The sequence below is a fragment of the Plantactinospora sp. CNZ321 genome, from assembly GCF_004217235.1.
Window position 1 is genome coordinate 3253911 of the sequence record NZ_SHKQ01000001.1, and the last position, 20042, is coordinate 3273952.

18 protein-coding genes are annotated in these 20042 nt (G+C 73.3%); 17 read left to right on the plus strand and 1 reads right to left on the minus strand.

Annotated elements, in window-relative coordinates; all coding sequences use genetic code 11:
- Nucleotides 1–67: 67 nt before the first annotated feature.
- Nucleotides 68–4150, minus strand: coding sequence for an ATP-dependent RNA helicase HrpA (gene hrpA, locus EV371_RS14525; protein WP_130462506.1), 4083 nt, complete (start codon nt 4148–4150; stop codon nt 68–70).
- Between the two features lie 278 nt (nt 4151–4428).
- On the opposite strand from hrpA, the gene EV371_RS14530 reads away from it, so the two are divergent.
- Genes EV371_RS14530 through fabG form a run of 17 tightly spaced genes read left to right on the plus strand, consistent with a single transcriptional unit; the run spans nt 4429 to nt 20036 of the window.
- A complete protein-coding gene (locus EV371_RS14530) occupies nt 4429–4692 on the plus strand; it encodes a phosphopantetheine-binding protein (protein WP_130462507.1) in 264 nt (87 codons plus the stop codon).
- A 55-nt stretch (nt 4693–4747) separates the two neighbouring features.
- A complete protein-coding gene (locus EV371_RS14535) occupies nt 4748–6001 on the plus strand; it encodes a beta-ketoacyl-[acyl-carrier-protein] synthase family protein (RefSeq protein ID WP_130462508.1) in 1254 nt (417 codons plus the stop codon).
- Nucleotides 5998–7140 carry a beta-ketoacyl synthase N-terminal-like domain-containing protein gene (locus EV371_RS14540; RefSeq protein ID WP_165436694.1) on the plus strand — a complete coding sequence of 381 codons (1143 nt, stop codon included), beginning with the start codon at nt 5998–6000 and terminating at the stop codon, nt 7138–7140. The genes EV371_RS14535 and EV371_RS14540 overlap by 4 nt, the downstream gene beginning before the upstream one ends.
- Complete coding sequence (locus EV371_RS14545; protein ID WP_130462509.1) at nt 7140–8108, plus strand: beta-ketoacyl synthase N-terminal-like domain-containing protein; 969 nt, start codon at nt 7140–7142, stop codon at nt 8106–8108. Before EV371_RS14540 ends, EV371_RS14545 begins: the two co-directional genes overlap by 1 nt.
- On the plus strand, nt 8108–9052 hold the full coding sequence (locus EV371_RS14550; RefSeq protein WP_130462510.1) for an alpha/beta fold hydrolase: 945 nt from the start codon (nt 8108–8110) through the stop codon (nt 9050–9052). Before EV371_RS14545 ends, EV371_RS14550 begins: the two co-directional genes overlap by 1 nt.
- Nucleotides 9049–10038: an acyl-CoA thioesterase family protein gene (locus EV371_RS14555; RefSeq protein WP_207230489.1), complete on the plus strand. Its 990-nt coding sequence runs from the start codon at nt 9049–9051 to the stop codon at nt 10036–10038. The genes EV371_RS14550 and EV371_RS14555 overlap by 4 nt, the downstream gene beginning before the upstream one ends.
- Entirely contained in the window at nt 10035–11207 is a 1173-nt protein-coding gene (locus tag EV371_RS14560; RefSeq protein ID WP_130462511.1) for a beta-ketoacyl synthase N-terminal-like domain-containing protein, read from the plus strand. The genes EV371_RS14555 and EV371_RS14560 overlap by 4 nt, the downstream gene beginning before the upstream one ends.
- Nucleotides 11204–12247, plus strand: a complete 1044-nt coding sequence (locus EV371_RS14565) for a beta-ketoacyl synthase N-terminal-like domain-containing protein (RefSeq protein ID WP_130462512.1) — start codon at nt 11204–11206, stop codon at nt 12245–12247. The genes EV371_RS14560 and EV371_RS14565 overlap by 4 nt, the downstream gene beginning before the upstream one ends.
- Nucleotides 12241–13188, plus strand: coding sequence for an SDR family oxidoreductase (locus tag EV371_RS14570; RefSeq protein ID WP_207230490.1), 948 nt, complete (start codon nt 12241–12243; stop codon nt 13186–13188). The genes EV371_RS14565 and EV371_RS14570 overlap by 7 nt, the downstream gene beginning before the upstream one ends.
- Nucleotides 13189–13203: 15 nt before the next feature.
- Nucleotides 13204–14322, plus strand: coding sequence for a beta-ketoacyl synthase N-terminal-like domain-containing protein (locus EV371_RS14575; RefSeq protein ID WP_207230491.1), 1119 nt, complete (start codon nt 13204–13206; stop codon nt 14320–14322).
- 3 nt (nt 14323–14325) lie between these two features.
- Nucleotides 14326–16104, plus strand: a complete 1779-nt coding sequence (accD, locus tag EV371_RS14580; protein ID WP_486484614.1) for a Clp protease/crotonase-like domain-containing protein — start codon at nt 14326–14328, stop codon at nt 16102–16104.
- Complete coding sequence (locus tag EV371_RS14585) at nt 16097–16702, plus strand: biotin/lipoyl-containing protein (RefSeq protein ID WP_130462513.1); 606 nt, start codon at nt 16097–16099, stop codon at nt 16700–16702. Before accD ends, EV371_RS14585 begins: the two co-directional genes overlap by 8 nt.
- A gap of 11 nt (nt 16703–16713) precedes the next feature.
- Nucleotides 16714–18282, plus strand: coding sequence for an acetyl-CoA carboxylase biotin carboxylase subunit (locus EV371_RS14590; RefSeq protein WP_207230492.1), 1569 nt, complete (start codon nt 16714–16716; stop codon nt 18280–18282).
- Entirely contained in the window at nt 18225–18413 is a 189-nt protein-coding gene (locus EV371_RS33805) for an acyl carrier protein (RefSeq protein WP_349337559.1), read from the plus strand. Before EV371_RS14590 ends, EV371_RS33805 begins: the two co-directional genes overlap by 58 nt.
- On the plus strand, nt 18410–18790 hold the full coding sequence (locus EV371_RS14600) for an ApeI family dehydratase (protein ID WP_130462515.1): 381 nt from the start codon (nt 18410–18412) through the stop codon (nt 18788–18790). Before EV371_RS33805 ends, EV371_RS14600 begins: the two co-directional genes overlap by 4 nt.
- Entirely contained in the window at nt 18790–19293 is a 504-nt protein-coding gene (locus tag EV371_RS14605) for a 3-hydroxyacyl-ACP dehydratase (protein WP_130462516.1), read from the plus strand. The genes EV371_RS14600 and EV371_RS14605 overlap by 1 nt, the downstream gene beginning before the upstream one ends.
- Nucleotides 19290–20036 (plus strand): 3-oxoacyl-ACP reductase FabG, encoded by a 747-nt coding sequence (gene fabG, locus EV371_RS14610; RefSeq protein WP_130462517.1) that lies wholly within the window; start codon nt 19290–19292, stop codon nt 20034–20036. Before EV371_RS14605 ends, fabG begins: the two co-directional genes overlap by 4 nt.
- The last annotated feature ends 6 nt before the right edge of the window (nt 20037–20042 follow it).

Below are 20042 nucleotides of genomic sequence, written 5' to 3' on the forward strand. Positions count from 1 at the left end.
TTCCAACTGGTCAGGGCCGGAATGGCTGTGTTACTCGCCACCCGCCGGGCGGTGCGACCGGCGCGACTCAGCCGGCCTCGGCGACGTCCATCGCCCGGTAGATCCGCTGCTCCGAGATCGGGTACGGCGTACCGAGGGCCTGGGCGAAGACGTTCACCCGGAGTTCCTCGATCATCCAGCGGATCTGCCGTACCGCGTCGTCGCCCCGGCGGGCCGGCGGCAGCGCGTCGACCATCTCCCGGTACTCCTGCTGCACCTGGGCGATCCGGGCCTGCTGGTCGCGGTCCCGTTGCGGGTTCTGCGGCAGCCGATCGAGGCGGCGCTCGATCGCGGTCAGATAGCGCGGCAGGTCGGCGAGCCGGGCGTAACCGGTCTCGGTGACGAAACCCCGGTGCACCAGCCCGGAGAGCTGGGCCCGGATGTCGGCCAGCGCCGCCACCATGGTCAGGTTGTTGGTCCGGGCCAGCCGCTGCTCGACCGCGTACGCGGCGGCGAGCACCCGGCGTACCCGGTCGACGACCTCGAAGGTGGTGTCGACCAACTCCGCCCGGACCCGGTCCCGCAGCGCGGCGAAACCCTCGGCGTCCCAGGCCGGCCCACCGGCCTCGGCGAGCAGCTTGTCCACCGCCGCGTCGGCGGCGTCGTCGAGCAGGTCCTGCACGTTGCGGTGCGGATTGCGGCTCAGCGCCAGCTTCGCCTCGTTGGAGAGCCGGCCCGAGACGAACTTCTGCGGCGAGCCGAGGGTCAGCCGGAGCAGCCGTCGGGTACCGGCCCACATCTGCCGGCCCTGCTCGGCCGCGGTCTCGAAGACCCGTACTCCGACGCTGTCGCCCTCGTCGACCAGGGCCGGATAGGCGGTCACCGGGTAGCCGGCCCGGTCCTGCTCGTTCGAGCGCGGCAGCGTGCCGATGCTCCACTCCCGCAGCCCGGAACGCTCGACGTCCGGCGCGGCCGCGGCCACCATCCGGCGTACCTGGGTGGTGAGCTGCCGTTGCAGTGCCGGCAGGTCCTTGCCCTCGGCGACGGTCTGCCGCTCCTCGCCGACCACTCGGAAGGTGGGGCGCAGGTGCGCCGGCAACCGGTCGAGGTCCCAGGCGTCCCGGGGCACGGTCACCCCGGTCATCCGGCGCAGTTGGTGGGTCAGCGCGTCCAGCAGCGGCTCCCGACCGGGGGTGATCGAGGCCAGCGCCGCCCGGGCATAGTCGGGCACCGGGACGAAGTTGCGGCGTACGGCCTTCGGCAGCGACCGGATCAGCGCCACCACCAGCTCCTCGCGCAGCCCCGGCACCTGCCAGTCGAAGCTCTCCGGGTCGACCTGGTTGAGCATCGGCAGCGGGATGTCCACCGTCACCCCGTCGGTCTCCGCCCCCGGCTCGAACCGGTACGTCAGCGGCAGCGCCACCCCCTCCGAGTGCCACTCGTCGGGATAGTCGGCCGCGTCGACGCCGCCCCGTCCCTCGTTGACAAGCATCTGCCGGTCGAAGGTGAGCAGGTCGGGCCGGTCCCGGCGGGTCTTCTTCCACCAGGCGTCGAAGTGCCGGCCGGAGACCACCTCGGCGGGGATCCGCTGGTCGTAGAAGGCGTACAGCGTCTCGTCGTCGACCAGGATGTCCCGGCGGCGGGCCCGGTGCTCCAACTCCTCGACCTCGTCGAGCAGGGCCCGGTTGTCGGCGAAGAACCGGTGGTGGGTCTGCCAGTCGCCCTCCACCAGTGCGTGCCGGATGAACAGTTCCCGGCTCAGCGTCGGGTCGATCCGGCCGAAGTTGACCTTCCGGCCGCTGACCAGCGGGATGCCGTAGAGGGTGACCTTCTCGAAGGCCATCACCGCGGCCTGCTTCTTCTCCCAGTGCGGCTCGCTGTAGCTTCGCTTGACCAGATGTTGGGCGAGCGCCTCCACCCAGTCCGGCTCGATCCGGGCGGCGACCCGGCCCCAGAGCCGGGACGTCTCGACCAGTTCGGCGGCCATCACCCAACGCGGCGGCTTGCGGAACAGCGCCGAGCCCGGGAAGAGGGCGAACTTCGCCCCGCGAGCCCCGAGGTACTCGTTCTTCTGCGTTTCCTTCAGCCCGACGTGCGAGAGCAGCCCGGCGAGCAGCGACTGGTGGATCCGGTCCGTGTCGATGCTCTCCGCGGTCGCGCCGTCGGCCACCTCGGTCGGGGTACCCGGATCGGGTCGGCCGGCGCGGGCGGTCCCGTCGGCCGCCGGCCCGCCGCCGCGCCGACCCCGACCCGCACGGCCGTCGGCCGGGCGTTCGCCGGTGCTCCGGAGCACCTGGCGGAGCTGAGCGTGGATGTCCTGCCACTCCCGGACCCGCAGGTAGTTGAGGTACTCGGCCTTGCACATCCGGCGGAATCCGCTGGAGGACAGCGCCCGCTGCTGCTCCTGGAGGTATCGCCAGAGGTTGAGCAGGGCGGCGAAATCCGACTCCTTGTCGGTGAACCGGGCGTGCGCCTGGTCGGCCTGGGCCTGCCGGTCGGCGGGCCGCTCCCGGGGATCCTGGATGGAGAGGGCGGCGGCGATCACCGACACCTCGGTGGCACAGCCGTTGCGCTCGCCCTCCAGCACCATCCGAGCCAGCCGGGGGTCGACCGGGAGCTGCGCCAGCCGGCGGCCCAGCGGGGTGAGGCGATGCCCGGTCTGCTCGCCGGTCTCCTCCAGCGCGCCCAGCTCGCGCAGCAGGTTGACCCCGTCGGCGATGTTGCGCTTGTCCGGCGGGTCGATGAACGGGAAGGCGGCGATGTCGCCGAGCCCGATCGCGGTCATCTGGAGGATGACCGAGGCGAGGTTGGTGCGCAGGATCTCCGGATCGGTGAACTCCGACCGGGACAGGAAGTCCGGCTCGTCGTAGAGCCGGATGCAGATCCCGTCCGAGGTACGCCCGCAGCGCCCCTTGCGCTGGTTCGCCGATGCCTGGGAGACCGGTTCGATCGGCAGCCGCTGCACCTTGAGCCGGTGGCTGTAGCGCGAGATCCTGGCCGTGCCGGGATCGACCACGTACTTGACGCCGGGCACCGTGAGCGAGGTCTCGGCGACGTTGGTGGCCAGCACGACCCGGCGGCCCCGGTGCGGCTGGAAGACCCGGTGCTGTTCGGCGGTGGAGAGCCGGGCGTACAGCGGCAGGATCTCGGTGTCCCGCAGGGCCGGGCGATTCTGCACCAGTTTGCCGAGCGCGTCGGCGGTGTCCCGGATCTCCCGTTCTCCGCTGAGGAAGACCAGGATGTCCCCGGGGCCCTCGGCGGCCAGCTCCTGCACCGCGTCGCCGATCGCCTGGATCTGGTCCCGTACGGTCTCCCCGTCGTCGTCCGGGTCCTCGCCGTCGGCCAGCTCGACCAGCGGCCGGTACCGGGTCTGGACTGGATAGGTCCGGCCGGAGACCTCCAGCACCGGCGCCGGCTGGTCGCCGGAGGCGAAGTGCCGGGCGAACCGTTCCGGGTCGATGGTCGCCGAGGTGATGATCACCTTGAGGTCGGGCCGGCGGGGCAGCAGCTGCCGGAGGTAACCGAGGATGAAGTCGATGTTGAGGCTGCGCTCGTGCGCCTCGTCGATGATCAGCGTGTCGTACTGCCGCAGCATCCGGTCCTGCTGGAGTTCGGCGAGCAGGATGCCGTCGGTCATCAGCTTGACCAGCGTGCCGTCCCCGACCTGGTCGGTGAAGCGGACCTTGTAGCCCACCACCCCGCCCAGTTCGGTGCCGAGTTCGTCGGCGATCCGGTCCGCCACGGTACGTGCGGCCAGCCGGCGCGGCTGGGTGTGCCCGATCAGCCCCCGGACGCCCCGACCCAGCTCCAGACAGATCTTCGGCAGCTGGGTGGTCTTGCCGGAGCCGGTCTCACCGGCCACGATCACCACCTGGTGGTCCCGGATCGCGGCGAGCAGGTCGTCCCTACGGTCGCTGACCGGCAGCCCGGCCGGATAGGTGATCACCGGTACGGCGGCCCGGCGGTGGGCGAGTCGCTGCTCCGCCGTGTCGATCTCAGCGGCGATCTCGGCGGTCGCCGCCTGCCGCCGCCCGAGATCACGGATCTTGGCCAGCCCGTCCACCCGGCGCTGGAGCCGGCGCTGGTCGCGGAACATCAACTCCGGCAGCCGGCGTCGGAGCGCGGGGAGGTCGGCGGCGGGTACGGCAGGGGCGGGCGGTGGCGTCTGCATGTCGTCGCCAAGGATAGGCAGGCCCGGGCGGTGACCGCCCGCGAGTTACCGACCTTCCGGCGCGGGGTGCCCCGGCGATCGGTCCCTATATGGCGGACCGCCCGTCGCCATATAGGAGAAATATAGTCGCGGCTCACACACTCGGGACAGTACCGCGATCCGATGGTGCCGCCAGACGGCGGAGGCGGCAAACGGTATCGGGCGATGAGGCGCACGGCGCCACCAGCCAGAGCTAGCCATCGAGACATTAACTCTTCCGAGCCGTTTCTGGAGGCGACATGACCAGCACGACCCCGACCAGCACCGACATCGACCGCGAGCAGGTCAAGGAGATCGTCTGCGAGATTCTGGAAATCGACGCCGACGAGGTTACCGAGACCAGTCTCTTCAAAGAGGACCACGGTGCGGACTCACTGCTCGCGATCGAAATTCTCGCGGCGCTGGAGCGGAATCTGCACGTCACGATCGACCAGGCGGAACTGAGCCGAATGGTGAATCTGCAGGGCGTTTACGCCGTCGTCGGCGAGGCGGCGAACGCCTGAGCACGCCGCGCGGACGGCGAAGTCGGGTCGGAAGACTACAGGTGAGTGAGGCGCGATGATGAGCGTTCTGCCAGGCGATGCTCGATCGCCCCGCCGGGTGGTCGTCACCGGGCTCGGCGTGGTGACCAGCATCGGAATCGGGGTCGAGGAGTTTCTCGCCGGGCTGCGGGCCGGTCGGAGCGGGGTCAAGCCGATCACCGCGTTCGACACGACCGGGTTCGCGCACGCCAACGGGTGCGAGATCACCGACTTCGACCCGGCCCGCTGGCTGCATCACGTCGACCCGGCGCAGCTCGGCCGGGCGAGCCAGCTCTCGGCCGCCGCCGCCGGCATGGCGGTCGCGGACGCGGGCATCTCCGTCGACGCGCTGCGGTCCCGCCGCGCGCTGGTGTCGGTGGGGACCACCGACGGTGAGTCCCACGACCTCGACCAACTGGTCGGGGTCCAGGTCGACCGGGGCGCCGAGCACTTCGACCCGGTCGTAACGCGTCGGGTCCCCGCCGGTCGCCTCTCCTCCAGCATCGTCGCCGAACTCGGGCTGACCGACGTCGAGGCGGTGACGATCCCGACCGCCTGCGCGGCCGGCAACTACGCGGTCGGGTACGGCTTCGACGCGATCCGCGGTGGCGACGTGGAGGTGGCGCTCTGCGGTGGCGCCGACGCGTTGTGCCGGAAGACCTTCACCGGCTTCTACCGGCTCGGCACCATCGCCCCGGAGGCGTGCCAGCCGTTCGACCGCAACCGCAAGGGCATCCTCACCGGTGAGGGCGCCGGCATCCTGCTGATGGAGAGCCTCGACTCGGCGCGGGCCCGGGGCGCGCGGATCTACGCGGAGGTGCTCGGCTACGGGCTCAACTGCGACGCGTACCACCCGGTCGCGCCGGACCAGAACAGCATCGCCCGCTGCATCGAGCTGGCCCACCGCAACGCCGGGGTGAAGCCCGGCGACATCGACTTCATCTCCGCGCACGGCACCGGGACCAAGGCGAACGACGTGACCGAGGCCGGCGCCATCCGGCAGGTCTTCGGGCAGCGCCCGCCGCGCACCGTCTCGATCAAGGGGATGATCGGGCACACCATGGGTGCGGCGAGCGCCCTGGCCTCGGCCGCCTGCGCCCTGGCCATCACCCACAGGTTCATCCCGCCGACCATCAACCACGTCGAGACCGACCCCGAGTGTGGGCTCGACTGCGTGCCGAACGTGGCTCGGGACGCCGACCTGCGGGTGGTGCAGAACAACGCACTCGCCTTCGGCGGCAACAACGCGGTGCTGATCCTCGGCCGGTACGACGAGGTGGGGACGGCATGACCGCGCTGGTGGTGGGGATGGGCACGGTGGCCAGCATCGGCGGCAACACCGTCGAGTTCTTCGACTCGCTCTGCGCCGGCTACAGCGGGCTGGCCGAACTGCGCGGCTTCGACCGCAGCCGGTACCGGGCGCAGCACGCGTACGAGATCGACGACCGGCCGGGGCCCGGCTGTGACGAAACCCTGCGGGCCAGCCGGTGGCTGGAGCAGGCGGTAGCCGCCGCGCTGGCCGACGCCGGGCTCGACGACGACCTCGGCGACATCCCGGTGCTGATCGGCACCACGCTGCGCGAACTGCGCTCGGTCGAGCTGAGCTGGCGCGACGGTGTGCCGTTCGACGTGCGCGACCTGCACTTCGGCACCGCACTGCGGAAGAGGCTCGGCGCCACCAACACGCACACGGTGGCCAACGCCTGCTCGGCCTCGCTCTACACCCTCGGGCTCGGCACGGACCTGCTGGAGCTCGGTGCCGCCGAGACCGTGGTGGTGGCCGGGGTCGACACCATCACCGAGAGCACCTACGGGCTGCTGGACCGCTGCTACCCGGAGGCGCCCGAGCGGGTGCGGCCGTTCGACCGGGACCGCCGGGGAATGCTCCAGGGCGAGGGCGCGGTCGCCGTGGTGCTGCGCCGGGAGGCGGACGGGCCCGGCGCCGGACACCGGCACGCCCGGGTCCGGGGCGTGGCGATGAACTGCGACGCCTACCACCCGTCGGCGCCGGACGCCAAGAGCATCGCGCTGGTCACCCGGGAGGCGCACCGGCGGGCCGGGGTGGAGCCGGCCGACGTCGACCTGCTGATGCTGCACGGCACCGGTACGGCGCTGAACGACGAGGCCGAGGCGCAGGCCGTCCGGGAGGTCTTCTCCGGGGTGGCGCCCACCCCGTACATGACCGCGATCAAGTCGATGACCGGGCACACGGCCGGCGCCTCCGGGCTGCACAGCCTGGTGGTCGCGGTCGAGACGCTGCGCTCCGGGGTGATACCGCCGATCCTCGGCCTGGACAACCCGATCGACGAGGTCGACGGCTTCCGACTGGTACGCGAGCACGCCGAGCTGGCCACCCTGCGGGTCGCCCAGGTGGACTCGTTCGGCTTCGGCGGGCTGAACGCCGTCGCGATCGTGGAGAAGGTGTCCTGATGGCTCCGGCCGACGTGGTGGTCAGCGGGGTGGGCGTGGCGGTCTCCGGAATCGCCGGCCCCGACGACCTGCTCCGGCGTGCTCCGGCCGGCGGCGACTCCGACGACCCTGCGCGCCGGCTGACCGGCAAGGGGCTGCGCTACAAGGACCGGGCCACCCGGCTCGCGCTCTGTGCCGGCCGGGACGCGCTGGCCGACGCCGGACTCCTCGGTGACCCGGGCCTGACCGTGCCCGGTGAGACCGTCGGCGTGGTGGTCAGCTCCAACTATGGCAACGTCGACACGATCTGCGACACGGTCTCGACCATCGCCGCGGAGACGTACGTCGGGCTGAGCCCGATGGCGCTACCGGCCACCGCCAGCAACGTGATCGCGTCCTGGCTGGCGATCTGGTTCCGGCTGCGCGGTGCCAACCTGACCATGTGCAACGGGTCGACCTCCGGGCTGGACGCGGTCAACTGGGGGCGGCTGCTGGTGCGGGCCGGCCGGGTGGACCGGGTGCTGGTGGTCGGGGTCGAGCCGGCGAACGACCCGGTCCGCCACCTGGTCAGCGGCGGGCGCTCCAACCGCGAGGACGATCCCCGGCTCTTCGACGGCGCCGCCGCGCTGGTGCTGGAGTCGGCGGCGGCGGTGCGGGACCGGGGCGTCGAGGCGCTCGCCGAACTCGGCCCGTACGCCCGCAAGGCGGACCAGCCGGCGGCGGTGGCGGCGATCCGGCGTACCGACCCGCGACCGGTGGACATGTGGTTCGGGGCCGGAGCGGGCGGCCCGGCCGGGATGACCGAGCGGACCAGCCACGACCTGACCGCCTACCACGGGCACTGCTCCGGCGCGCTCGGCGTGCTCCAGTGCGTCGCCGGCACCGCCTGGCTGAACGGGCACGACCGGGGTGCCGTACTGGCCAGCGCCGACGGCGACGGCTCGGACGCGGCGGCCGCGCTGCTGCTCACCGCGGGTGGAGGCCGGTGATGAGCACCTACGCGCCGTCGAGGACGGACGCCGGGCATGATCTCGGGGTCCGGGCTGACCGGGCGGTACCGCGCGGTGTCGGGGTACCGGTGCGGTGCCGGCGGTCCGGTGCCGGCACCCGGCCGGTGCGTACCCTGCTGCTGCACGGCCTCGGCAGCAGCCGGGCCATCTGGGACCGCTTCGAGTCGCGGGCGCCGGAGTGGCTGGAGCTGTGGGACGTCGAGCTGCCGTGGGCGAGCGTCGGCGACAACGGCTGGAGCCACCGGGCCGACGCCACCGGCGCGGTGGCGCAGGCGCTGGCCGGGGTGGACGGTGGCGCCGACCTGGTGGTGGCGCACTCGTTCGCCGCGAACACCCTGCTGGAGCTGCTCGCCCCGACCGGCGCGGAGACGGCGCCGGAGAGCGTCCGGCCGGCGATGGCCCCGGCGGCCACGGCGGGAGTGCCGCTGCCCCGGGCGGTGGTGCTGGTCTCGCCCTTCTACCGGCCGGCCGCCGCCGACTTCGACTGGGCGGCGATCGACTTCTACCTCAACGACTTCCACCGGATCCTCGAGGAGGGGATCCGGGTCAGCGCCCCGGCCGGGCTGCCCGCCGAGGTACGCGCCGCGATGGGCGAGCGGGTCCGGGAGCGGATCGGCCCGTACGGCTGGATGCGTTTCTTCGACGCGTACCTGCGTACCCCGTTCCTGCCCGTCGCCGACCTGCCGCTGCCGCTGCTGGTGGTCTCCGGCGACGGCGACTTCGCGGCCCGGCCCGGCGACGGTCGGGCGCTGGCCGACGCCGCACCCGCCGGCCGGTACGCGCTGCTTCCCGGCTGCGGCCACTTCCCGATGGCGGAGCACCCCGACCGGTTCGCCGCCCTGGTGGCGGACTTCGCCCTCCCGCTGTCGCCCCCCGACACACACCCGGAACCGATCCTCGACACACACCTGGAGCGCACGTGAACTCGACGACCCTGGCACCCCGTCCCGTCTCCGAACCGGCCGGGGACGGAGTGACCCGTGTGGAGCTGCGGCCCCGGTACGAGGGGTCCAACATCTGCACCTGGATCGGCTTCAAGCACGTCAACTACCTGGTCGAGGAGGCCGTCCTCGACCACCTGCGGCAGCGCGGCTTCGCGCCCGGCGGGCTGTACGAGCGGCACGGCCTCTGCGTCGACATCGTCGACATCGACAGCCGGATCACCCACGCCTTCCACATCGACGACGTGGCGACGGCCGAGGTCCGGCCGCTGCCCGGGGACGCGCTCGCCTTCGCGGTGGAGATCTCGGTCGACGGCACCCCGCCGATCAAGGCGGTCAGCGCGAAGGTCCGGGTGGAGCTGCGCATCGACCCGCACGGGCACCCGGCACAGCAGGTGCCGGCCGAGCTGGCCCCGTACGCGGTGTCGCGGCTGGGTCAGTCGCCGGTCAAGGTGACCCGGCCGGCCGCCGCCGGCCCGGCGCCCGAGGGCGACCTGCTGGCCGGACTCACCGCCGGCCGCAACGCGTACGCCTGGAAGTGGCGGATCCCGTACTTCTACTGCCACTTCACCGAGCGGATGCAGATGTCCGGCTACCTGCGGCAGATGGAGGAGGTCGTCGACCTCTTCCTGGCCGACCGGGGCGTCTCGATCAAGCGGCTGCTGGACGAGCAGGACTGGATCCCGGTGGTGCCGCATTCCCGGATCACCATCCTCGACGAGGCGCGGATGGAGGAGGACCTCTACACGGTCTTCACCGTCGAGAACGTCTTCAAGCGGCTCACCTACACCTCGCGGATGGACTGCTACGTCCTCCGCGACGGCATCCTGGTGCCGACCGCGACGGGGAGGATCACCCACGGGTACGCGGTGATCGAGAACCGTCGTGACTGGAGCCTGGTGGACTTCGACGACCGTCTCGCCGGCGCGCTGGAAGGTGCGCCGGCTGCCCCGAGTACGCGTCGATGACCGGCGTCGCCATCACCGGCCTCGGTGTCGTCACGTGCCACGGCAGTGGTACGCGCGCCCTCTGGGACGCGATGATGGCGGCACCGGTTACCGACCCGGGTCCGGTGCCGGACCCGTACGCGAACATGGACGTGCCGGCGGTGCAGTGCGTCGCCGACGCCGACCTGCCGGCGCAGTCGCAGGCGCTGGCCCGGACCTCCCGGCTGGCGCTGACCGCGGTCGACGAGGCCATCGCCGACGCCGGCCTGCCGCTGGGCGGGCCGGCGTCGGCGGGGTCCCGGACCGGCCTGGCCCTGGGCACCTGCATGGGTGACGCGAGTCTGCACGAGCAGTGGCGGGCGGACGGTGGCAAGCCGGCCGCCCGGTTCACCTCGGCGCTCGGCGTCGCCTCGGAGATCGCCGACCGGCTCGGGCCGCTGAGCGTCGCGACCACGATCAGCAACGCCTGCGCGGCCGGCGGCTTCGCCCTCGGGGCCGCGGCCGACCTGGTCCGGTCCGGCGAGGCGGACGTGGTGCTGGCGGTCGGGGCGGACGCGTACAGCCGGGTGATGCTGGCCTGCTTCAACCGGATGGGGGCGGTGGACCCGGTCCGGTGCCGCCCGTTCGACCTGCACCGCCGGGGTACGTCGTTCGGCGAGGCCGCCGGCGCCCTGGTGGTGGAGTCGGCGGAGCACGCCCGGGTCAGGGGCGCGACGGTGCACGCCACGCTGTCCGGCTCCGGCTGGACCTGCGACGCCCACCACCTGACCGCACCGGAGCCGGCGGGCACCCAGATCATCCGGGCGATGCGGGCGGCGCTGGATTCCGGCGGTGCCGACCAACGGATCGGCTGCGTCCTGCCGCACGGCACCGGTACCCAGCTCAACGACGTGGTGGAGGGCCGGGCCCTGAACGACGTGCTCGGTCCCGACGTGCCGCTCTACAGCCTCAAGGCGCTGATCGGGCACACCGGCGGCGCGGCGGCCTCGGTCGCCGCGGTGGCGGCGGCGCTGATCCTGCGGCACCGGACCGTGCCGCCCAACGTGCCGATCGCCGAGCAGGACCCGGAGTGCCGGGTCTGGCTGCCGCAGGGCGTGACCACCCCGCTCGACGTCGACCGGGTCATGGTCAACGGCTACGCCTTCGGCGGCAACAACGTGTCTCTGGTGCTGGCGGGGGCCGGCGGATGAGCCGGATCGGGACCGGGGTCGGAGTCGCCGGCCACGCGCCGGCTCCGGTGCCGTCGGTCGGCCGGGTGCCGGGCCGGATGCCGCCGGCCGGCCAGGTCGTGGTCACCGGGATCGGCGTCTGCGCACCGCCGGTGGACCGGCCGGCGACCGGTGCCTGGTTCGACGTCCGCACCCGGCTCGGCCGGCGCGGCTACAAGTACCTGCCGGCCGCCTGCCAGTACCTGCTGGTGGCCGGGCGGGACGCCCTCGACGACGCCGGTGGCTGCCTCGACGGCGCCGGTGAGGAGTTCCGGGGTGTGGTGATCGGCACCAACAACGGGGTGGCGGCACTGCACGACGAGCAGGACCGCACCGTGATCGCCGAGCATGCCGGCGAGCTGAGCCCGGTCACCGCGCCGTTCGGGGCGGTCAACGTGCTGACCAGCCGGCTGTCGATGGAGCACGGCTTCACCGGGATCAGCCTGACCCTGACCTCGCCGCTGGTCGCCGGCCTGGAGTCGATGCAGGTCGGCGCGCGGGCGTTCGCGGCCGGCCGGGTCAACCTGCTGCTCGCCGGGGCGATGGAGCAGGCGGTGCCGGCGCCGGAGGCGGCCGCGCCGGAGGAGGGCGCGGTGGTGCTGTTGCTGGAGCCGCCGGAGCGGGCGGAGGCGCGGGGCGTCACCGGCTACGGCCGGTGCGCGGTCCGGACCCTGCTGCTGCCGCCGCGCGGGCTCGGCTCCGGTGCGGTCCGGGAGCGGGCCGCGGCGGTGGTCCGGGAGGCGGCGCGTGACCTCGGCGCCGACCAGGTCCCGGTGTACGCGCTGCTCGACGACTCGCCGGTCAGCGAGCTGGTGGCCGGTGCGGTACCGGCCGCCGTCGGCCCGGTGCGGGATGCCGGCCCGCCCGCCGCCGGCAGCCTCACCCCGATGCTCCGGCTGGCCGACCGGCTGCGCGCCGCCGACGGGGACAGCCTGCTGGTCACGGCGGCCGGCACCGGAAACGTGGCGATGGTCCGGATCTGGCGGACGGCCGGATCGACGAATAGGAGCGCGGGATGCTGATTCCCCTGGAAGGCACATGGAGTCTGCTGCTGGGCGCGTCCAGCGGCATGGGGCGGGCGACCGCGCTGGCGCTGGCCCGGGAGGGCGGCAACGTCATCGGCGTGCACCTGGACATGGGCGAGCGGGCCGAGGCGGCCAAGGCGCTCGAAGCGGAGCTGCGCGGGTACGGCGTACAGGCGCACTTCTTCAACGTCAACGCGTCCAGCCGGTCGGCCCGGGCCCAACTGCTGCCCACCATCACCGAGCTGACCGGGGCGCGCGGGCTGCACGTCGTACTGCACTCGCTGGCGTTCGGTTCGCTGCTGCCGTACCTGCCGCGTGCCGGCTGGGACAGGACGTTGGGCCAACGGCACCTGGAGATGACCGTCGACGTGATGGCGCACAGCCTCGTCTACTGGGTGCAGGAGCTGATGGCGGCGAAGCTGCTGCACCGGGGCGCGAAGGTGTACGCGATGACCAGCTCCGGCGCCACCTCGGTGATGCCGAGCTACGGCGCGGTGTCGGCGGCCAAGTGTGCCCTGGAGTCGCACGTCCGGCAGCTCGCCTGCGAACTCGCCCGGTACGGCGTCGCCGTGAACGCCCTCTGCGCCGGGGTGACCGTGACGCCGGCCCTGGAGCGGATCCCGGAGCACTCGCAGTTCGTCGCCCAGGCCAGCGCCACCAACCCGCACGGCCGGCTCACCCGGCCCGAGGACGTCGCCGAGGCGATCCTGCTGCTGTCCCGCACCGACTCGTCCTGGATCACCGGCAACACGATCGGGGTCGACGGGGCCGAGAACATCGCCGGAATTCCGGCCTGGAGTCCCCGGCACGCCGAGGCCGCCGAACCGGACCCGGCGAAGGCGGCAGCCGAGCCGAACGCGACGCCTGACGCGGCACCCGAGCCGAACGCGGCACCCGAGCCGGACGGGACGCCGGTCGCGACGTCGGCCGCGGTCTGAGGGGAGAAGAGACAGATGAGCGTCACCACCACCATCGCCGCGGACGAGCTGGTGCTCTCCGGCTGGTCGGCCGCGTCGGCGTTCGGGCTCGGCGCCGACCGGTTCACCGCCGGCCTGCGGGCCGGGACCGGTGCGGTGACCGCGCTGGACCCGGACGCCTGGCCCGGGCCGTACGACCGGGCCGGGCTGATCCCCGGCTTCGACGTCGCCGAGGTGCTCGGCAAGAAGGGCACCCGGTCGATGGACCGGGCCACCGGGATCGCGGTCGCCACCGTCGGGATGCTGCTCGACCGGTACGGCCGGGAGCGGCTCGGCGAGCCGGAGCGGCTCGGCCTGGTGCTGGGCACCAACTCGGGCAGCGTGCGGAGCATCATGGACTTCACCCGGGAGTCGCTGACCGGGGCGAAGCCGTTCCACGTCGACCCGGCGCGCTTCCCGAACACGGTGATGAACCGCGCCGCCGGGCAGAGCGCGATCTGGTACGGGCTGAAGGGCCCGAACACCACCATCGCGGGCGGCTCCCTGACCGGCCTGCTGGCGCTGAACTACGCCGTACGGCTGCACCGGTGCGGCCACAGCGAGCCGGTGCTCTGCGGTGCGGTCGAGGAGTACTCGGTGCCGCGCGGCTGGCTGGAGTGGCACGCCCGGTCCTCCGACGGCGTCGCCCCGGCCGGCGGCGCGACCCCGCTCGGCGAGGGTTGTGCGATCTTCCTGCTGGAGTCGTACTCCAGCGCGGTCCGGCAGCAGCGTCAACCGCTGGCGGCGGTCCGGGGTTCCCGGTTCCTCGCCTTCGCCGACCCGTCGGGGGCCCGGCCGGCGTTGGCCCGCGCCGTCGCCGAGGTGCTCGCCGGAGCCGGCCTGAGCCCGGCCGACGTCACCGTGCTGGCCGCCTCGGACAGCGGCGACGGGTTCGGCGCGCAGGAGGAGGCGGCCCTGGCCGACGTGCTCGGTGCGGCCCGGCCGACCCGGGTGCACTGCCGGGCCCTGCTCGGCGACACCTCGGCGGCGTCGTCCGCGTTCCAGCTCGCCGGTGCGCTCGGCGAGTTGGCCGACCGTCCCGACGGCGTCGCACTCGTCACCGGGGTGGACCGGGACGGCCAGGTCGGCGCCACCCTGCTCGGCTCGGTGGGCTGACCGGTGGAACCATCCACACTGGAGCGGATCAACGGGCTGCCGGACGGCGTCTGGCGGCCGTGCCCGCGCTGCGCGGCGCTGCTGCACCGGGACCGGCTGGCCCGGGCCCTGCACACCTGTCCCGAGTGCGGCCACCACCTGCCGCTGGGCGCCGACGACCGGATCGCGCTGCTGGTCGACCCGGACAGCTTCGTCGAGCACGACGCCGACCTCGCCGCCGCCGATCCGCTGGAGTTCACCGACCGGATGCCGTACCCGCAGCGGCTGGAGCGGGCCCGGGCGAAGACCGGTCGGGCCGACGGCGCGGTGCTGGGGCTGGCGACCATCGGCGGGCACCGGGTCGCCCTGGTCGTGCTCGACTTCGCCTTCCTCGGCGGCAGCATGGGCTCGGCGGTCGGCGAGAAGGTCGCCCGGGCCGCCGAGACCGCGCTGGACCACGGGGTGCCGCTGGTCGCGGTCAGCGCCTCCGGCGGCGCCCGGATGCAGGAGGGCGTCCTCTCCCTGTTGCAGATGGCCAAGACCGCCGCCGCGATCCGGCTGCTCCGGGACGCCGGGGTGCCCTACCTCAGCGTGCTCACCGATCCGGTCTACGGCGGGGTGGCCGCCTCCTTCGCCAGTCTCGGTGACGTGATCGTCGCCGAGGAGGGGACCCGGGCGGGTTTCGCCGGTCCCCGGGTGATCGAGCAGACGATCCGGCAGCCGCTGCCGGCGGGCTTCCAGACCGCGCGCTTCCTGCACGAGCACGGCCACGTCGACCTGGTGGTACGCCGGGCGGAGCTGCCCGGGGTGCTGGCCCGGCTGATCGGCTTCTGCGCGGCGGCCGGAACCGCCGCCGGCCCGGTGCCGGTTGCCGGGCCGCGGCCGTCCCGTACCCCCGGGCACGAGGACCGGCCCGAGCGCTCGGTGGACGCCTGGACGGCGGTGCGCCGGGCCCGGGCCGCGGACCGGCCGACGGTGCGGCAGCACCTCGACCGGATCTTCGACGACTTCGTCGAGCTGCACGGCGACCGCTGGGAGCGGGACGACTCGGCGATCGTCGGCGGGCTGGCTCGGCTGGACGGCAGCCCGGTGGTGGTGGTCGGGACCGCCAAGGGGCGGGACACCAGGGAGAACGTGGCGAACAACTTCGGCATGCCGCATCCGGCCGGCTACCGCAAGGTGATGCGGCTGTTCGAGCTGGCGCAGCGCTGGGGCGTACCGGTGGTGACCCTGGTGGACACCCCGGGGGCCTACCCGGGGTTGGCGGCCGAGGAGGGCAACCAGAGCGGTGCGATCGCCGAGACCCTGGCCCTGGCGGCGGGGCTGCGTACCCCGGTGGTCGCGGTGATCACCGGGGAGGGCGGCAGTGGTGGCGCGCTGGCGCTGGCGGTCGCGGACCGGCTGCTGATTCAGGAGAACGGCGTCTTCTCGGTGATCAGTCCGGAGGGCTGCGCCGCGATCCTCTTCGGCGACGCCGGGCAGGCCCCGGTGGCCGCCCGCGCGCTGCGGCTGCGCGCCGAGGACCTCGGCCGGCTCGGTGTGGTCGACGAGATCCTGCCGGAGCCACCCGGTGACCCGGAGCGGGCCGCCGGACTCGTCGCCGGGGCGGTGAGCCGGCTGCTGGGTCAGCTTGCCGGGGTGCCGGTCGAGGAACTGCTGGCCGCCCGCTACCGCCGGCTGCGCGGATACGGCGTGCTGGCCCGGGACGGCGGCACCGCCCGGGACGGCGGCGACACCATCCGGGACGGCGGCGGCACCGGCAGCCCGGCGGCGGAACCATGGAGGGAAGGCGCGCATGTCTGAGACGAGCAACGGTGTCCGGTCGACGAACGGCGGTCCGCCGGTCCGGGTCGACGGGGCGGTGCCGGTGCCGGAGAGCACGTTGCGCAGCGCGGTACGGGCCGCCGCCGAGGTGGCCGAGCTGGTCCGCGACCCGGCCATCCGGCGGGTCCGGGTGAGCGTGGCCGACGTCCGGATCGAGGTCGAGGCAGCCGAGGGCGGCCGGGAGCGGGTCGTCACCGCCGAGCAGGCGTCGGCTCCGGTCGTGCTGGCGTCGGTGCCCGGCGTGCCGGCCCAGGCGACCGGGACGGCGCCGAGCGCCCTACCCGGCGCGGCCGTGGCGGCGGTACCGGATGCGACCGCCGTCGCCGCGCCGGTGGGCACCGTGCCGGTGACCGCGCCGCTGATGGGGGTCTTCTACCGCCGTCCCGGCCCGGACCAGCCGCCCTTCGCCGAGATCGGCGAGCGCGTCGAGGCCGGCGACCAGGTCGCGATCGTCGAGGCGATGAAGATGATGAACCCGGTCCTCGCCGACCGGGGCGGGATCGTCCGGGCCGTCCACGTCAGCGACGGCGAGGTCGTCGAGTACGAGCAGCCGCTGCTCAGCATCGAGCCGGGCTGAGGCGGGCGGACATGGTCAACCGGGTACTCATCTGCAACCGGGGCGAGATCGCCGTCCGGATCATCCGCGCCTGCCGGGACCTCGGTCTGGAAACCGTGCAGGTCTACTCCTCCGCCGACCGGGACAGCCTGGCGGTGCAGCTCGCCGACCAGTCCGTGCGGATCGGGCCGGCGCCGGTCGCCCGCAGCTACACCAACATCCCGGCCATCCTCTACGCCGCCGCCAAGTCCGGCGCCGACGCGGTGCACCCGGGCTGCGGCTTCCTCTCCGAGGACCCGGTCTTCGCCGCCTCCTGCCGGGGCGTCGGGCTCACCTTCGTCGGCCCGGCCGCCGAGCACATCGCGCTGATGGGCGACAAGGTGGCGGCCCGGGCGGCGATGCGGGCCGCCGGGGTGCCGGTACTGCCCGGCTCGGACGGCACCGTCGACTCCCTCGGCGACGCGGTCACGGTCTCCGACGAGATCGAGTTCCCGCTGATCATCAAGTCGGTGGCCGGTGGCGGCGGCCGGGGCATCGCGGTGGTGCACCGGCCCGAGGACCTGCCGCTGGCGTACGAGTCGACCCGGGCCGCCGCACGCACCCTCTTCGCCGACGACCGGGTCTACCTGGAGCGGTACCTGCCGGCCGCCCGGCACATCGAGGTGCAGGTGCTGGCCGACGGGCACGGCACCGTGCTGCACCTCGGCGAGCGGGACTGCTCGGTGCAGCGCCGGCACCAGAAGCTGGTCGAGGAGTCACCCTCCCCGGCGCTGGACCCGCGGCTGCGGGAGCGGCTCTGCGCGGCGGCGGTGGCCGGGGCCCGGGACATCGGCTACGTCAGCGCCGGCACCTTCGAGTTCCTGGTCGCGCCGGACGGGGCGGCGTACTTCATGGAGATGAACACCCGGCTCCAGGTCGAGCACCCGATCACCGAGGTACGCACCGGGATCGACATCGTCGGCTGGATGATCCGGATCGCCGCCGGGGAACGGCTGGACCTGAGCCAGTCCGACGTCCGGTTCGAGGGGCACTCGATCGAGGCGCGGATCAACGCCGAGGACGTCGACCGGGACTGGGCCGGCTCGACCGGCCGGCTGTACGGGCTGCGGATGCCGGCCGGCCCCGGCGTACGGGTGGACAGCCACCTCTACGACGGCTATGTCGTACCGCCGTTCTACGACTCGCTGCTGGCCAAGATCGTCACGTACGGCGCCACCCGGGAGGAGGCGCTGCGCCGGCTGGACCGGGCGCTGGCCGAGTACCGGTCGGCGGGGGTGACCACGAACGTCGACTTCCACCGCCGGCTGCTGCGCCATCCCGGCTTCCGGGCCGGCGACTACCAACTCGGCGTCGTCGAGTCCGTGCTCGCCGAGTCCGTGCTCGCCGAGTCCGTGCCTGCCGAGCCAACCCCGGGCGACGACGCCCACGCCGAAGCACCACGAGGTACCCACCGAAAGGACGGAAAGTCATGTCTGACCAGCTCACCACGGGGCTCGACAAGGAAGACCTCCGGCGGCTCATCGCCGACACCATCGACGTCGACCTGGCCGAGGTCACCGACGACGCCCACTTCGTCAACGACCTGGAGGTGGACTCCCTGATGGCCCTGGAGATCACCGTCCGGCTGGAGAAGCGGTACGGCGTCAAGATGGAGGAGAGCGAGCTGGTCGCGGTCAGCACGCTCGACAGCACCTACCAACTCCTCGACGGCAAGCTGCGGGCCCGGTCGTGACGCTGCGCTGCGCACCCCTGGCCGACCAGGTCGAGCTGGTCGAGGCCGACGAGACCTCCGCGGTGGCGACCGCCAAGGTGGATCCCGGTGACCCGGTCTTCGCCGGCCACTTCCCGGGCTTTCCGCTGCTGCCCGGCGTGTACCTGGTCGAACTGGTCGGTCAGACCGTCCGGGCCGCGCTGCGCGGCAGCTACCGGCCGGAACTGGCCGCCATGGACCGGTGCCGGTTCCTCAGCCCGGTCGCCCCCGGCGACGAACTCCGGATCGAGGTGGCGTTCACCTTCACCGGCCCGGAGCTGCGCTGCACGGCCACCGTCAACACCGACCGGGGGCGGGCCGCCGAGCTGCGGCTGCGGTACCGCCCGGAGGAGGACTGATGTTCGGCGTCGCCGAGATCCGGAAGGTGGTGCCGCACCGGTACCCGATCCTGCTGCTGGACCGGGTGGTCGAGCTGGTGCCGGGGGAGCGGCTGACCGCGGTGAAGGCGGTGAGCTGCACCGAGTCGTGTTACCAGTGGCTCGGTGACGAGTCCGCCGACCGCGACTACGCGTACCCGGCGACGCTGATCGTCGAGTCCTGGGCACAGGCGGGCGTGTTGCTGGCCACCTGGGAGAAGCCCAACCCGGACGTCCTGGTCGGGATGGTCGGGCTGGCCGGCGCGATCAACAACGTCAGCTTCGGTGCACCGGTGTATCCGGGTGACGTCCTGGAACACCGGGTCCGGCTGGTCAAGCTCGTCGGTGACACGGTGATCCTGGAGGGCGAGACCGTGGTCGGCGACCGGACGGTGCTCCAGGTCGGGCAGTTCGTCGAGGCGCAGCGCCCGGTCAGCGCGCTGCGCCCGGCGCAGCCGGCCGCGGTGGCCGGGGGTGTGAGATGAGTGAGAACGGACGGCGCGTCGCGCTGGTCAGCGGCGGGTCCCGGGGCATCGGCCGGGCCGTGGTGGCCCGGCTGGCCGCCGACGGCTTCGACGTGGCCTTCTGCTACCAGGCCAACGCGGAGGCGGCGGAACTGTCGGCCAAGGCCGCCCGGTCCGCCGGGGCCCGGGTGCTGACCCGGCAGGTCGACGTGGTGGATCTGGCCCAGGTACGCGACTTCGTCGCCGCCACCGAGGACGAGCTGGGCCCGATCGAGGCGGTGGTGACCGTCGCCGGGGTGACCCGGGACCGGCCGCTGGTGCTGATGGGCGAGGACGAGTGGCACGGCGTACTCCGGACCAACCTCGACGGCACCTTCACGGTGTGCCGGTCGGCGGTCTTCGCGATGATGAAGCGGAAGCGTGGATCGGTGGTGACGCTCTCCTCGGTGGCCGGGGTCGCCGGCAACGCCGGGCAGACCAACTACTCGGCCTCCAAGGCCGGGATCATCGGCTTCACCAGGGCGCTGGCCAAGGAGATGGGCCGGTACGGCATCCGGGCCAACGCCGTCGCACCGGGCTTCATCGAGACCGACATGACCTCGGGGCTGCCCCCGGCGGTCGCCAAGGAGATGCTGGGCCGGATCCCGCTGGGCCGGTTCGGCCGGGCGGAGGAGGCCGCCGACCTCGTCGGCTTCCTCGTCTCGGACCGGGCCTCCTACGTCACCGGCCAGGTCTTCCAAGTCGACGGCGGCATCGCGCTGTAGCGCGTA

Bases quoted from the DNA above. Each gene is read 5' to 3' on its own strand.
- EV371_RS14550 (WP_130462510.1), top strand. From the start codon at position 8,108: ATGAGCACCTACGCGCCGTCGAGGACGGACGCCGGGCATGATCTCGGG.
- EV371_RS14565 (WP_130462512.1), top strand. From the start codon at position 11,204: ATGAGCCGGATCGGGACCGGGGTCGGAGTCGCCGGCCACGCGCCGGCT.
- EV371_RS14530 (WP_130462507.1), top strand. From the start codon at position 4,429: ATGACCAGCACGACCCCGACCAGCACCGACATCGACCGCGAGCAGGTC.
- EV371_RS14585 (WP_130462513.1), top strand. From the start codon at position 16,097: ATGTCTGAGACGAGCAACGGTGTCCGGTCGACGAACGGCGGTCCGCCG.
- EV371_RS14605 (WP_130462516.1), top strand. From the start codon at position 18,790: ATGTTCGGCGTCGCCGAGATCCGGAAGGTGGTGCCGCACCGGTACCCG.
- fabG (WP_130462517.1), top strand. From the start codon at position 19,290: ATGAGTGAGAACGGACGGCGCGTCGCGCTGGTCAGCGGCGGGTCCCGG.
- EV371_RS14590 (WP_207230492.1), top strand. From the start codon at position 16,714: ATGGTCAACCGGGTACTCATCTGCAACCGGGGCGAGATCGCCGTCCGG.
- hrpA (WP_130462506.1), bottom strand. From the start codon at position 4,150: ATGCAGACGCCACCGCCCGCCCCTGCCGTACCCGCCGCCGACCTCCCC.
- EV371_RS14575 (WP_207230491.1), top strand. From the start codon at position 13,204: ATGAGCGTCACCACCACCATCGCCGCGGACGAGCTGGTGCTCTCCGGC.
- EV371_RS14570 (WP_207230490.1), top strand. From the start codon at position 12,241: ATGCTGATTCCCCTGGAAGGCACATGGAGTCTGCTGCTGGGCGCGTCC.
- EV371_RS14540 (WP_165436694.1), top strand. From the start codon at position 5,998: ATGACCGCGCTGGTGGTGGGGATGGGCACGGTGGCCAGCATCGGCGGC.
- EV371_RS14535 (WP_130462508.1), top strand. From the start codon at position 4,748: ATGATGAGCGTTCTGCCAGGCGATGCTCGATCGCCCCGCCGGGTGGTC.
- EV371_RS14545 (WP_130462509.1), top strand. From the start codon at position 7,140: ATGGCTCCGGCCGACGTGGTGGTCAGCGGGGTGGGCGTGGCGGTCTCC.
- EV371_RS14560 (WP_130462511.1), top strand. From the start codon at position 10,035: ATGACCGGCGTCGCCATCACCGGCCTCGGTGTCGTCACGTGCCACGGC.